Genomic DNA, 12,738 nt, shown 5'->3' on the forward strand with positions numbered 1-12,738 from the left:
CGCAGCTGAACAGTTCGGCCGTGGGCGGGCAGATCTGCGAGACTGCGGACATAGCGCCCATGTCGGCGCGCCGACCGGAAGCCGCACTCCGGACAGAACGCTTCGGACCGGATCATCTCCGCATCAACCGAAATCACCGCGCCGTCCACCCTGTATCCGGTTGCGCGCACCCCCTCAGGCAAGAGCCTGGTATCGTAGCGTGCCGGCATGATGTCCACCTCCTTGAACAAACACGCTGAATGTAGAGCGGGCGCATACGGACATCACACAATCTGCGTCAGAGCCAAAATTGCAGGCCGAAACACATGCTAGAAACTCCAGGAGCGAGGAACAAGCAATAACAGGGCCGCGGTGCTTTCTTGTCATGCCTCGCCGGAAGGGGGAAAGCCCCTGAAACGGCAAATCCCCCGCATGATGCGAGGGCTTCGTCAGCCAATCCGCTCTTGCTCACCCCATTCCAGGCCGAGAAGCTGCCCTGCGTGACGCAGGGACGGCGGATGCTTCACAATGGGGCGCATCGGATACAAGCGCGCTTAAGGATGCCATGCACCTGGCTCATGGCCCGGCGTCGAGCGAGGAGGAAGAAGCGATGGTCGTGGCGCTCGGACGGCACACACTGCTGCCGCTGGGCCACTGCCTTTATGCCCTGCAACCGTCAAGTTCCTCATCGGACGCGGTCGGCCTTGCACCGCCGCCTTCAGCGGCACGGGATATCGCGCCCATCGGATGTGGACGGCGACAAGCCGAAACGACAGCGCTTCAAACGTCATCCGATCGGCTCTCCCCATGTCGATATCGCCGAAGTGCAGACCGCCGAGCGAAAGCTCTATCTCTTTGTCGCGATTGACAGAACCAGCAAGCTTGCCTTCGTTCGCCTCGTTCAAACCGAACGGCCTCACGCCCCACGAATACATCTGCAAGGTCTGGACTCCAGACCCAGACAGATTCATCGTTGATCCGATCCACCAACTGCCGGGACTGAGCACCTAGTTCACGCCGAAGGCATTCTCAATGATCTCGACCCGTCCGAACTGATCGACCAGGGCAGCATCGAAACGCATCGCCGTCAGCAACCCGGCAGGCAGGCGCCCGCAATATTCCAGCGCAGCATTGCAGATCCGCGCGATCTGCCGGCCACCCAGCCGGGCGGCGGCACTGCCGTGGCTGCGCGATTTCTTGACCTCGACAAAGACATATTCGTCGTCCTTGCGCAGAATGAGGTCGATTTCGCCACCACGGCCGCGCCAGCGTTCGGCCATGACCTCGTAACCGCGCTGGCGATATTCCCGGGCCACCGATTCTTCGGCGAAACGACCGGCGGAAAAGGCAACAGCACCTTGCCGCACTCTTCTGTCGATGACCGGGACCGGTGTCCCGTAGGAAATCCGTTCGAACTTCATTCGCGCTCCTTCTTCATCTCAAGGGCCAGCGCATAGATCTCGCGCCGGGGTCGCCCGAACTGCGCAGCGACTTCCGCGGCAGCCTCCTTCACCGGCAGCCTGTCCAACCGTCCCGCCAAAGCCTCACGCAGGCTGTCCTCATCCGCGGCGACCGGTTCGGGTCGCCCGAACAGCACCACGATCTCGCCGCGTAGCCCGTCCTCGGGGATACGTTCCAGCAGCTCCGCCGCCGTGCCGCGCATCACCTCTTCGAATTTCTTCGTCAGCTCCCTGCAAATCACCGTAACCCGATTCGCTTCACCTTCGCACAAATTCTCCAACAGTTGCTTAACGCGCCTGGGGCTTTCGAAGGCGATCACCGTGGCATCCACCTTGCGCCAGCTCTCGATCCAGCTTCGCCGCGCCCCGCCTGCGGCCGGGGGGAAGCCCACGAACAGGAATCTGTCGCTTGGCAGCCCCGAGACCGACAGCGCCGCCAGCGCCGCCGAGGGGCCGGGCAGCGCCCTGACGGCAAAGCCCGCCTCGGCGGCATCCCGCGCAAGCCGGTAGCCGGGATCGGCGACCAGCGGCGTACCGGCATCCGAGGCATAGGCCACCGATCGCCCCTCGCCCAGGGCGGCAAGGATCGCCGGGCGCTGCCGGTCGGCATTGTGGTCGTGATAGGCGATGATGCGGCGGCCGCGCACCGGGATGCCGTGAATATCCATCAGATGCCGCAGGTTGCGGGTATCCTCGGCGGCCAGGACATCGGCGGTGTTCAGCACGTCGAGCGCCCGCAGGGTGATGTCCCGCGCCGCGCCGATCGGGGTCGCGACCAGATAGAGCCCTGGCTCGGGAGCGGAAGCCGAGACGGTCAGGGAAAGCGGCCGCGCGCCGGTCCCGGTTGTGCTGGCGCCATCCTCCATCGCTGGTCCCTTTCGTGCTGCCGGGGCAAGTTGCCATGTCCGGAATATGCCAATAACCTGCCCCCATCAAACCCCCAGCCTCGATCCAACAGGGAATCACGCCATGACCGTCCTGAAAACGATCCGCGGCGCCTTCGACCTGCGCCGCCCGCTTGCGCGCATCGGAGCTGTCCTTTCCGCCCTGGCCCTTGCCGCCTGCCAGCCGATCGAGATGGGGGCCTCGGGCCCGCAGACCGGCCAGAGCATCGACCCGTCGCAGCCGGTGCCGGTGGCGCTGCTGGTGCCCGGCGGCGCGGGAAGCGCGGATCTGGACTGGCTGGCGCGCTCGCTCGGCAATTCCGCGAAGATGGCGGCCGCGGATGCGCGGGGCGCCACCATCGACCTGCGCATCTATGATTCGGGCTCCGAGCCCGGCACCGCCGTCGCGATGGCCAACCGCGCCGTGGCCGAGGGGGCCAAGATCATCCTGGGCCCGCTTTTCGCCGACAGCGCCAATGCGGTCGGCAATGCCATGGCGCCGCAGGGCGTGAACGTGCTCTCCTTCTCGAACAATACCGACATCGCGGGCGGCAACGTCTTCGTGCTGGGCAATACCTTCGACAACGTCGCCGACCGGCTGGTGAAATACGGCGTCCGGAACGGCAAGCGCCGCATCCTGATGGTGGCCGAGGACGACACCGCCGGCCAGGTCGGCGCCCGCGCCATCCAGCGTGCGATCCAGCGCAACGGCGCCACCCTGGCCGGAACCGCCGTGCATCCGCTGTCGAAGACCGGTATCGACGGCATCGTGCCGAACGTCGCCCAGGCGGCGCTGTCGGGCAATGTCGATGCGGTCTTCCTGACCGCGAACCAGGGCGCGGTGCTGCCCTATCTGACCGACAAGCTGGCCGATGCCGGCATCACCTCGGCCACGGTGCAGATGATGGGGCTGACGCGCTGGGACCAGCCCTCGGCCCGCTTGCAGCTGCGCGGCGTGCAGGGCGGCTGGTTCGCCATTCCGGACACCACGAGGAAGGCGCAGTTCGACCAGCGTTACCGCGCCGCCTATGGCGAGACGCCGCATGAACTGGGCTCGCTGGCCTATGACGGGGTGTCCGCCATCGCCGCGCTGGTGCGGGCGGGCAATCGCAATGCGTTGACGACCTCGGGCCTGACGCAGAACTCGGGCTTTGCCGGGGTCTCGGGCGCCTTCCGCCTCAAGCGCGACGGCACCAACGAGCGCGCGCTGGCCGTGGCCACCGTGCGGGGCGGCCAGGTGGTGGTGCTCGACCCGGCACCGCGCAGCTTCGGCGGCTTCGGGTTCTGATCTTGAGCGCCAAGGACACCGACAGCCTGCCGCAAAGCGCCCCGGCCCTGCCCGGGGCGCATTCGCTGTTCACCCCCGAAAGCTTCCTGCCGGCGCTGACCGAGGCGCTGGCGGACATCGCCGAGCCGCGCGAGATCCGGGCGCGCACCGTCGCCATCCTGGCCCAGGCCCGCAGCTCCGCCATGGCCGACATCGCCGCCGGCTTCATGTCCCATCCCCGCGCCGCGCGCGAGACGGTGCGCGCCATCGCCAGCCTCACCGACGCCACCGTGACGGCGATCCATCACGTCGCGACCACCATCCTGCACCCGCTGCTCAACCCGACGGATGCCGAGCGGCTGGCGGTGCTGGCCATCGGCGGCTATGGCCGGGCCGAGATGGCGCCGCAATCCGATGTGGACCTGCTGTTCCTGACGCCGTGGAAGGTCAGCGGCTGGGCCGAGAGCGTCGTGGAATCGATGCTCTACATGCTTTGGGATCTGAAGCTGAAAATCGGCCAGTCCACCCGCTCCATCGACGACTGCCTGCGGCTCGGCGCGGGCGACATCACCATCCGCACCAGCCTGCTGGAGCACCGGCTGATCTGCGGCCATGCCGCCGCCGCCGAGACCCTGCGCGACCGGCTGTGGTCCGAGCTTTTCGACAAGACCGTCCCGGAATTCATCGAGGCGAAACTGGCCGAACGCGCCGCGCGCCACCGCCGCCAGGGCGGCCAGCGCTATGTGCTGGAACCGAACGTCAAGGAGGGCAAGGGCGGCCTGCGCGACCTGCAAACCCTCTATTGGATCGCGAAATACATCCACCGCGTCGATCGCGCCGTCGAACTGGTCGGCCTGGGCTTCTTCACCCGCGAGGAGCACCTGACCTTCTGGCAGGCCGAGGATTTCCTCTGGGCGGTGCGCTGCCATCTGCACCTGATCGCGGGGCGGCCGCAGGACCAGCTGACCTTCGACATGCAGGTCGAGGTCGCCCGGCGCATGGGCTATCGCGACCTGGGCGGCCGCCGCGCGGTCGAGATCTTCATGCAGGATTATTTCCTGCACGCCACCAAGGTGGGCGAGCTGACCCGGGTGTTCCTGGTCGCGCTGGAGGCAAGGCACCTCTACAGGGCGCCGATCATGAACCTGCTGTTCCAGCGCCGCCGCCGCGTCCGGGCCGGCTTCCGGGTGGACCGCGGGCGGCTGACCTATGCCGACGAACGGCAATTCCTCTCCGATCCGCTGAACATCCTGCGGCTTTTCGAGGAGGCGCTGAGGACCGGCATCCTGATCCATCCCGACGCCATGCGCGCCGTCACCGCCAATCTGGAGATGATCGACGACCGCATGCGCTCGGACCCCGAGGCGGTCAGGATCTTCCTCGACCTGCTGCTCAAGCACGGCAACCCGGAACGCTCGCTGCGGCGGATGAACGAATTGGGCGTGCTGGCGGCCTTCATCCCGGAATTCGCCCCGGTCGTGGCGATGATGCAGTTCAACGTCTATCACCATTACACGGTGGACGAGCACCTGATCCAATGCGTCGCGGCGCTGGCCGCCATCGAACGCGGCGAGGATGCCGAGGACTTGCCCGTGGTCAGCAAGATCATGAAGGGCAAGGTGAACCGGCGGGTGATCTATCTCGCCGTGCTGCTGCATGACATCGGCAAGGGCCGGGCCGAGGACCATTCGATCCTGGGCGCACGGCTGGCACGGCGCATCTGCACCCGCTTCGGACTGCCGGCGGACGAGATCGAGACCATCGAATGGCTGATCCGCAACCACCTGCTGATGTCGGACGTGGCGCAGAAGCGCGACATCGCCGATCCGCGCACGCTGCGCGACTTCGCCAAGGCCGTAAAGACGACCAAGCGGCTGGACATGCTGCTGGTGCTGACCGTCTGCGACATCCGCGGCGTCGGCCCGGGCACCTGGAACAACTGGAAGGCGATGCTGCTGCGCAAGCTGCACCAGGAAACCAAGCTGGCGCTGGAAAACGGCCTGGAGGAGCTGAACCGCGACAAGCGCATCGGCGAGGCCAAGCGTTCGCTGCGCCACCTGCTGACCGCCAAGGGCTGGGAGCCCAGGGCGATCAAGGCCGAGCTGGGCCGGCACTACGACAACTATTGGCCGGGCCTGCCGACCGAGACGCAATATGTCTTTGCCCAGATGCTGAAGGATCTGGGCGATGACGAGATCCGCACCGACCTGCATCCCGACACCGACCGCGACGCGACGCGGGCGGCCTTCGTGCTGGCCGACCATCCCGGCATCTTCTCGCGCATGGCAGGGGCGCTGGCGCTGGTCGGGGCCAATATCGTCGATGCGCGCACCTATACCACCAAGGACGGCTTTGCGACCGCGGTGTTCTGGTTGCAGGATGCGGACGGCCATCCCTATGCCGCCGACCGCCTGCCGCGCCTGCGCACCATGATCCAGCGCACGCTGAAGGGCGAAATCGTCGCGCGCGAGGCGCTGGCCGGCCGCGACAAGCCCAAGAAGCGCGAGGCGGCCTTCCGCTTCCCCACCCATATCACCTTCGACAACGAGGCATCCGACGTCTATACGGTGATCGAGGTCGATACCCGCGACCGTCCGGGGCTGCTCTACGACCTGACGCGGACGCTGGCCGACAACCACATCCAGATCGCCAGCGCCGTGATCGCCACCTTCGGTGCGCAGGTGGTGGACACCTTCTATGTCAAGGACATGTTCGGGCTGAAGCTGCACCAGCAGCAGCGCCGCGAGGCGCTGGAGAAACGGCTGCGGCAGGCGATCAAGGAAGGGGTCGAGCGGGCCGAGCGGGCCGAGCGCCCGCTGGGCGGGACGTTCTGAGGGACAGAAGATGCAACCGATACGACTGATCCGGGGCTTTCTCTCGGTGGGCGCATGGACTCTGGCCAGCCGCATCGTGGGCTTCGTCCGCGACGTGATGATCGCCGCTTATCTGGGCACCGGCCCGGTGGCGCAGGCCTATATCGTCGCCTTCACCCTGCCCAACATGTTCCGCCGCTTCTTTGCCGAGGGCGCCTTCAACACCGCCTTCGTGCCGATGTTCGCCAAGCGCCTGGAAAGCGGCGAGAACCCGCGCGGCTTTGCCGAGGAGGCCTTTTCGGGGCTGTTCTCGGTGGTGCTGATCGTCTCGCTGATCGCGCATCTCGCCATGCCCTGGCTGGTGCTGATGCAGGCCGCGGGCTTTCGGGGCGACGAGCGTTTCGAGCTTGCGGTGATCTATGGCCGCATCTGCTTTCCCTATATCCTGTTCATCTCGCTGACCGCGCTGCTTTCGGGGCTTCTGAACGCCGGCGGACGCTTCATGGCCGCGGCAGCGGCGCCGGTGCTGATGAATTTCGTCCTGATCGCGGCCATGCTGCTGGCCGATTGGCGGGGCTGGGACATGGGGCTGGCCATGGCCTGGTCCACCCCGGTCTCGGGCATCGCGCAGCTGTTCACCGTCTGGTGGGCGGCGAAGCGCATGGGCTTTCCGCTGCGCCTGCGCCGGCCGCGGCTGACGCCGGACATGCGGCGGCTGCTGGCCGTGGCGGCGCCCGCCGTGCTGGCCGGCGGCGTGGTGCAGGTCAACCTGCTGGTCGGGCGGCAGGTCGGCTCGTTCTTCGACGGGGCCATCGCCTGGCTGACCAATGCCGACCGGCTGTATCAGCTGCCGCTGGGCGTGGTGGGCATCGCCATCGGCATCGTGCTGCTGCCCGATATTTCGCGCCGGCTCAAGAACGGCGATACCGGCGGCGGCCGCCACGCCTATAACCGCGCCGCCGAATTCGCGCTGTTCCTGACCGTGCCTGCCGCCGTCGCGCTGGTGGTGATGGCCTATCCGCTGATCTCGGTGCTGTTCCGGCGCGGCGCCTTCCTGACCGCCGATGTCGGCCCGACCGCGCTGGCGCTGGCGATCTATGGCCTGGGCTTGCCGGCCTTCGTGCTGCAAAAGGTGTTGCAGCCGCTGTATTTCGCCCGCGAGGACACCCGCACCCCGTTCCGCTTCGCGGTCTGGTCGATGGTGGTCAATGCGGTGGTGGCGTTGGGACTTGCGCCCTTCATCGGCTTTTCCGCCGCCGCCTGGGGCACCACCATCGCCGGCTGGACCATGGCCGCGCAGCTTTGGCGCGGCACGAAGGCCTTTGGCGAGGCGGCCGAGCTCGACGACCGCTTCCGCCACCGCCTGCCCCGCATCTGCGCGGCATCCGCCGTGATGGGCGCGGTGATCTGGGGCTTGATGTTGGTCCTTGGCAATGCTCTGGAACAGCCCGGCACCCGCTATCTGGCGCTGGTGGCGCTGGTTCTTGGCGGGCTTGCGGCCTATGGGGCGGCGGCGCTGGCCCTCGGCGCCTTCCGCCCCTCGGACCTGCGCGCGGGCCTGCGCCGTCAGCGCTGACGGATCTGGCGCATCACGCGCCCGATTCCGCCCGGGATCAGCACGAAGGACAAAAGGAAGCCGCAGCAGAAACCGGCGATCTCGGCGATCCAGGTCATGCTGCCGTCCTGGAACAGGATGGCAAAGACCAGCTGAAAGGCCAGCAGCATCCCGATCAGCACGAAGGCGCGCAGCCGGTTCGCGTTCTCCTGCCCAAGCCGGGTCCAGAGCAGGAAGGTAAAGGCGCCGACAAAGCCATAGACCGCCGGATAGCCGCCGATCAGCGCCTGAAAGCGGAACTGCGGCAAGAGCCCCGCGGCCAGCGTATAGACCAGCGCCCCGCCGATGGCCGAGCCGAAGAACAGCGCCGCGACCGCCCAGGCCCGGAACTGATGCGCGATCAGGTTCCCCAGTGCCAGCGTGAAGACGATCACGAACAGCGCATGGGTCAGCGACAGATGCACGAAGGGATAGGTGACGATGCGCCAGCTCTGGTCGAAGAAAAAGGCCCGCATCTGCCACAGCCGCAGCACGAATTCGGGGATATAGGCGGTGCGCTCGACCGCGATCTGGCGCATGGCAAGGCCGGCGCCCTGCCCACCGCCGCCGACAAAGCCCATCTGCGCCAGCCCGAACACCGCCTCGCAGGCGATCATCGGCAGGGCGATCATCCAGACCACGGCGGGCACGGGGTTCAGCGGCGATTCATCGTAACCGGGACGCATCGAGGCTCCTTTCCTGCGGGCTGGTGCGCCCCTGTCCTATCTGCGGGCGGTTGCGCCCGCGCGGGGCAACAGGTAAGCCAGCCACCGGGATTTTCCAAGCAGGTAGTGCCATGACCACGAGCTTCGCCAAGCGCATCTTCTCCGGCATCCAGCCCTCGGGTGGGCTGACGCTGGGGAACTATCTGGGTGCGCTGAAACGCTTTGCGGACTATCAGGGCAAGGGGGCCGAGACGATCTATTGCGTCGTGGACCTGCACGCGATCACCGTCTGGCAGGATCCCGAGAAGCTCAGGCACAACACCCGCGAGGTGGCCGCGGCCTTCATGGCCTCGGGCGTGGACCCCGAGGTCTCGATCCTGTTCAACCAGAGCCAGGTATCGCAGCACGCCGAACTCGCCTGGCTGTTCAACACGGTGGCGCGCGTGGGCTGGATGTATCGCATGACCCAGTTCAAGGACAAGGCCGGCAAGAACAGCGAAAACTCGTCGCTGGGCCTGTTGGCCTATCCGTCGCTGATGGCGGCCGACATCCTGGCCTATCACGCCACCGCCGTCCCGGTGGGCGAGGACCAGAAGCAGCATCTGGAGCTGACCCGCGACATCGCCGCCAAGTTCAACCACGACTATGGCGTGGATTTCTTCCCGATCACAGAGCCGATGATCGAGGGCACGGCGACGCGCGTCATGTCGCTGCGCGACGGGTCCAAGAAGATGTCGAAATCCGATCCCTCGGATGCCAGCCGCATCAACCTGACCGACGATGCCGACGCCATCGCGCAAAAGATCCGCAAGGCGCGCACCGATGCCGACCCGCTGCCGGGATCGATGGAGGGGCTGAAGGACCGGCCCGAGGCCAAGAACCTGGTCAACATCTATGCCGCGCTGACCGGCGAGAGCGGCGACCAGGTGCTGACGCGGTTCGAGGGCCAGGGCTTCGGCGCCTTCAAGCCGGCGCTTGCCGAGGTCGCGGTCGAGGCGCTGGCGCCGATCACCCGGCGGATGACCGAGTTCATGGCCGACCCGGCCGAGATCGACCGCATCCTGGGCCGCGGCGCCGGCCAGGCGCAGGCCATCGCTGAGCCGATCGTCGAGCGCACCAAGGACATCATGGGCATGATCCGTTCGCGCTGAGCAGCCCGCAAATGTCTCAATGACTTCCCGGCAGGATGGGCTATGATTCCCCGATCCTGCCGCAAAACGGGAAACACCATGCCTGACCAGCTGTCGAGGATGCTCGGCGAACGCCCATGGCTTCTGGCCGACGGGGCGACCGGAACCAATCTCTACAACATGGGGCTGGCGCCGGGACAGGCGCCGGACCTATGGTGCGAAACCCATCCCGACAAGGTGCGCGAACTGCACCGGCAGATGATCGCCTCGGGCGCAGACATCATCCTGACCAACAGCTTCGGCGCCAATGCCAGCCGGCTGCGGCTGGCCAAGGCGCAGGACCGGGTGGCCGCGCTGAACCGTGCCGCCGCCCGGCTGGCGCGCGAGGCCGCGGCCGAGGTCGGCCGCGCCGTGGTCGTCGCCGGCTCGATCGGCCCGATCGGCGAGATCATGGCACCGATGGGCCGGCTGACCGAGGCCGAGGCCACCGCCATGTTCACCGAACAGGCGCAGGCGCTGAAGGAAGGCGGCGCCGACCTGCTGTGGATCGAGACGATCAGCGCCGCCGAGGAAATGCGCGCCGCCGCCAAGGCCGCGCAGGCCGTGCGCATGCCCTGGTGCGGCATGATGAGCTTCGAGCCGGGCGGGCGCAGCATGATGGGGGTGACGCCGCCGCAGCTTGCCTCGCTGATCGACAGGCTGCCCTATCCTCCGCTGGCCTATGGCGCCAATTGCGGCACCGGCCCGGCCGAGCTGCTGCTGGCCGTGGCTGGCTTCGCCTCGTCGGGGAACGAGCGTCCCCTGATCGCCAAGCCCAATGCCGGGGTGCCGCGCTATCAGGACGGCGGGCTGATCTATGATGCGACGCCCGAGGTCATGGCGGAATTCGCCGTGCTGGCCCGCGATCTGGGCGTGCGCGTCATCGGCGGCTGCTGCGGCACCACGCCCGAGCATCTGGCCGCCATGCGCGACGCACTGGTCGCGGCGCCGCGCGGCCCCCGCCCCTCGCCCGAGCGCATCTCGGCCCGCATCGCCCAGGCCATGGGACCGGGGGAATAGTCAAAACAGCGACAGCTGGTCCCCCGCCCGTGGCGGCGGGCCGAAGCGGCTGCAATCCAGCACCTCGGCTTCGCGCGCCAGGCCCAGCCGCTTGCGGGCCAGGCGGAAACGCTGGTGCAGCAGGTCGGCCTCGTGCCCCTCGCCGCGCATGCGCTTGCCGAAGCGCGGATCGTTGTCGCGCCCGCCGCGCATCGCCTTCACCCGCGCCATGACATGCGCCGCCTTGCCGGGCTGGTGCCGCTCCAGCCAGTCGCGGAACAGCGGCGCCACCTCCAGCGGCAGGCGGATCGGGATCATGCTGGCAGCACTCGCGCCGGCATCGCGGGCGGCCTGCATGATGCGCTCCAGCTCATGCTCGGTCAGCACCGGGATCACCGGCGCGACCATGACCCGCACCGGGACGCCCGCATCCGAAAGCACCCGGATCATTCGCAGCCGGGTCGCGGGCGCCGGGGCACGCGGCTCCATCTGCCGCGCCAGATCCGCGTCGAGCGTGGTCAGCGAGATGCCGACCATCACCTGGCCCTTGGCCGCCATCGCCCCCAGCAGGTCCGTGTCGCGCATCACCGTTGCGCCCCGCGTCACCAGGCTCAGCGGGTGGTTCCAGTCATGCAGCACCTGCAAGCAGCCGCGCATGATGCCCAGCTTCGCCTCGATGGGCTGGTAGGGATCGGTATTGGTGCCAAAGGCGATGGGTGCGACAGCATAGCTGCGACGGCCGATCTCGGCCTCCAGCAGTTCGGGGGCGTTGGGCTTGGCGACGATCCGGGTCTCGAAATCCAGCCCCGGCGACAGGCCCAGATAGGCGTGGCTCGGCCGGGCGAAGCAATAGATGCAGCCGTGCTCGCAGCCGCGATAGGGGTTGATCGACCGGTCGAAGGGGATGTCGGGCGAGGTGTTGCGGGCAATGATCGAGCGCGCCCGCTCCTGCGTGATCTCGGTGCGCAGCAGGCTCTGTTCCTCGGGAATGTCCCAGCCGTCATGCTCGCGCGCGCTCTCATAGGGCTCGAACCGCGCCGCGGGACGCGAGTCGGTGCCGCGGGCGCGCAGGATTTCGTCAGGGTTCCGGGGCGGCAGGCTCATTCTGCCAGACTAGAACATTTAGCGAACATTTTCCAGATCGCCCGCGGGCCCCGGCTGCGCAAGCCGGATTAATCGGCCTCGGGACGCGCAAATGACCCCCGCGGGCCTTTTCGACGGGCGCGCGCGGGCTCATATTGAAGGCAACGGAGGATGACATGCCGCTGCCGCATTTCCTGATCCTGATTCTTGCCGTGATCCTGGCCGCCGGGCTGACGATCTGGGCGGCAAGCGCCGTGGGCATTCCGCTGTTCGCGCTGGGACTTGTGGCGCTTCTGGCGGCCGCGATCGCGCATCTGACGACGCGCGATCACCGAAGCTAGCTTTTCCGGCCACGGCCCGGAGCCCGGGCCGGAAGGATGGGCGCCGGCGGTGCGACTCGCCGCCCTCCCAAGGTTCTATGCGGCCGCGTTGCCCGGCTTTTCGGCACCGTCCTTGATTGCCGAAAGCGCGGCCTCCTCTGTCCATGCCCGTCCGTTGGCGTTCGGATCGTGCAGGACTGACCAGGCCCAGGCAGCGACACCCGGCTGTTTCGGATCGTGACAGATGCGCCCAACCGGCACCTCATTGCGGCAAATGGTCCAGTCACCCGAAACGGGTTTGCCGTCCACCACGGTCTGAATACGTGTCCACATACGAGATCCTTTCTTGTCTTTTCGTTGATCGCCCTGCATGGCCGCGATTTGCGGCGGCCATGCGCGCGGACGACGGTCGCAGCGCCGGACAAGTGCGACTCGGCGCGTAGGCAGGCTTGATGTCATCACGCAAACCTGACGGTTTCTTTAACCGGCATCGGGCGCCGCTGCA

The 12,738-nt window shown here is 67.3% G+C and carries 12 protein-coding genes and 1 pseudogene; 7 read left to right on the plus strand and 6 right to left on the minus strand.

Features of this window, described 5'->3' with window-relative positions:
- On the minus strand, window positions 1-209 hold a 209-nt coding region (locus AQY21_RS18695), incomplete at its 3' end, for a transposase family protein (protein WP_161906061.1).
- A 245-nt stretch (window positions 210-454) separates the two neighbouring features.
- On the opposite strand from AQY21_RS18695, the pseudogene AQY21_RS27995 reads away from it, so the two are divergent.
- Window positions 455-878: pseudogene (locus AQY21_RS27995) on the plus strand (IS481 family transposase); the annotation flags it as partial.
- Between the two features lie 108 nt (window positions 879-986).
- Here the strand turns inward: AQY21_RS27995 and AQY21_RS18700 are convergent.
- Both AQY21_RS18700 and rsmI read right to left on the minus strand, forming a co-directional pair.
- Window positions 987-1,400 (minus strand): YraN family protein, encoded by a 414-nt coding sequence (locus tag AQY21_RS18700; protein ID WP_058099120.1) that lies wholly within the window; start codon window positions 1,398-1,400, stop codon window positions 987-989.
- Complete coding sequence (gene rsmI, locus AQY21_RS18705; protein ID WP_082658178.1) at window positions 1,397-2,305, minus strand: 16S rRNA (cytidine(1402)-2'-O)-methyltransferase; 909 nt, start codon at window positions 2,303-2,305, stop codon at window positions 1,397-1,399. Before rsmI ends, AQY21_RS18700 begins: the two co-directional genes overlap by 4 nt.
- Window positions 2,306-2,408: 103 nt before the next feature.
- On the opposite strand from rsmI, the gene AQY21_RS18710 reads away from it, so the two are divergent.
- Genes AQY21_RS18710 through murJ form a run of 3 tightly spaced genes read left to right on the plus strand, consistent with a single transcriptional unit; the run spans window position 2,409 to window position 7,979 of the window.
- On the plus strand, window positions 2,409-3,611 hold the full coding sequence (locus AQY21_RS18710; RefSeq protein ID WP_058099121.1) for a penicillin-binding protein activator: 1,203 nt from the start codon (window positions 2,409-2,411) through the stop codon (window positions 3,609-3,611).
- Between the two features lie 2 nt (window positions 3,612-3,613).
- On the plus strand, window positions 3,614-6,424 hold the full coding sequence (locus tag AQY21_RS18715) for a [protein-PII] uridylyltransferase (protein WP_058099122.1): 2,811 nt from the start codon (window positions 3,614-3,616) through the stop codon (window positions 6,422-6,424).
- A 10-nt stretch (window positions 6,425-6,434) separates the two neighbouring features.
- On the plus strand, window positions 6,435-7,979 hold the full coding sequence (murJ, locus tag AQY21_RS18720; protein WP_058099123.1) for a murein biosynthesis integral membrane protein MurJ: 1,545 nt from the start codon (window positions 6,435-6,437) through the stop codon (window positions 7,977-7,979).
- Here the strand turns inward: murJ and AQY21_RS18725 are convergent.
- The gene (locus AQY21_RS18725) at window positions 7,970-8,683 is read right to left on the minus strand and encodes a rhomboid family intramembrane serine protease (RefSeq protein ID WP_058099124.1); all 714 of its coding nucleotides are present in this window, start codon (window positions 8,681-8,683) and stop codon (window positions 7,970-7,972) included. The genes murJ and AQY21_RS18725 overlap by 10 nt on opposite strands.
- 110 nt (window positions 8,684-8,793) lie before the next feature.
- Here AQY21_RS18725 and trpS point away from each other — a divergent pair, with 110 nt between their 5' ends.
- Together trpS and bmt are read left to right on the plus strand one after the other, a co-directional pair.
- On the plus strand, window positions 8,794-9,813 hold the full coding sequence (gene trpS / locus AQY21_RS18730; RefSeq protein ID WP_058099125.1) for a tryptophan--tRNA ligase: 1,020 nt from the start codon (window positions 8,794-8,796) through the stop codon (window positions 9,811-9,813).
- Between the two features lie 78 nt (window positions 9,814-9,891).
- The gene (gene bmt / locus AQY21_RS18735; RefSeq protein ID WP_058099172.1) at window positions 9,892-10,851 is read left to right on the plus strand and encodes a betaine--homocysteine S-methyltransferase; all 960 of its coding nucleotides are present in this window, start codon (window positions 9,892-9,894) and stop codon (window positions 10,849-10,851) included.
- Here the strand turns inward: bmt and AQY21_RS18740 are convergent, their stop codons facing one another.
- The gene (locus AQY21_RS18740; protein WP_058099126.1) at window positions 10,852-11,934 is read right to left on the minus strand and encodes a PA0069 family radical SAM protein; all 1,083 of its coding nucleotides are present in this window, start codon (window positions 11,932-11,934) and stop codon (window positions 10,852-10,854) included.
- A 155-nt stretch (window positions 11,935-12,089) separates the two neighbouring features.
- Between AQY21_RS18740 and AQY21_RS29405 the strand changes: the two genes are divergently transcribed.
- Complete coding sequence (locus AQY21_RS29405; RefSeq protein ID WP_203416570.1) at window positions 12,090-12,254, plus strand: hypothetical protein; 165 nt, start codon at window positions 12,090-12,092, stop codon at window positions 12,252-12,254.
- A gap of 75 nt (window positions 12,255-12,329) precedes the next feature.
- Here the strand turns inward: AQY21_RS29405 and AQY21_RS28000 are convergent, their stop codons facing one another.
- Window positions 12,330-12,692 (minus strand): hypothetical protein, encoded by a 363-nt coding sequence (locus tag AQY21_RS28000; RefSeq protein ID WP_238986832.1) that lies wholly within the window; start codon window positions 12,690-12,692, stop codon window positions 12,330-12,332.
- Window positions 12,693-12,738 lie beyond the last annotated feature (46 nt).

The sequence above is a fragment of the Paracoccus sp. MKU1 genome, from assembly GCF_001447385.1.
Classification (GTDB): Bacteria; Pseudomonadota; Alphaproteobacteria; order Rhodobacterales; family Rhodobacteraceae; genus Paracoccus.

Excerpts from the sequence above, each read along its gene's own strand:
- AQY21_RS18725 (WP_058099124.1), bottom strand. The coding sequence starts at position 8,683 with ATGCGTCCCGGTTACGATGAATCGCCGCTGAACCCCGTGCCCGCCGTG.
- AQY21_RS18700 (WP_058099120.1), bottom strand. The coding sequence starts at position 1,400 with ATGAAGTTCGAACGGATTTCCTACGGGACACCGGTCCCGGTCATCGAC.
- murJ (WP_058099123.1), top strand. The coding sequence starts at position 6,435 with ATGCAACCGATACGACTGATCCGGGGCTTTCTCTCGGTGGGCGCATGG.
- AQY21_RS18710 (WP_058099121.1), top strand. The coding sequence starts at position 2,409 with ATGACCGTCCTGAAAACGATCCGCGGCGCCTTCGACCTGCGCCGCCCG.
- rsmI (WP_082658178.1), bottom strand. The coding sequence starts at position 2,305 with ATGGAGGATGGCGCCAGCACAACCGGGACCGGCGCGCGGCCGCTTTCC.
- bmt (WP_058099172.1), top strand. The coding sequence starts at position 9,892 with ATGCCTGACCAGCTGTCGAGGATGCTCGGCGAACGCCCATGGCTTCTG.
- AQY21_RS29405 (WP_203416570.1), top strand. The coding sequence starts at position 12,090 with ATGCCGCTGCCGCATTTCCTGATCCTGATTCTTGCCGTGATCCTGGCC.
- AQY21_RS28000 (WP_238986832.1), bottom strand. The coding sequence starts at position 12,692 with ATGACATCAAGCCTGCCTACGCGCCGAGTCGCACTTGTCCGGCGCTGC.
- AQY21_RS18740 (WP_058099126.1), bottom strand. The coding sequence starts at position 11,934 with ATGAGCCTGCCGCCCCGGAACCCTGACGAAATCCTGCGCGCCCGCGGC.
- trpS (WP_058099125.1), top strand. The coding sequence starts at position 8,794 with ATGACCACGAGCTTCGCCAAGCGCATCTTCTCCGGCATCCAGCCCTCG.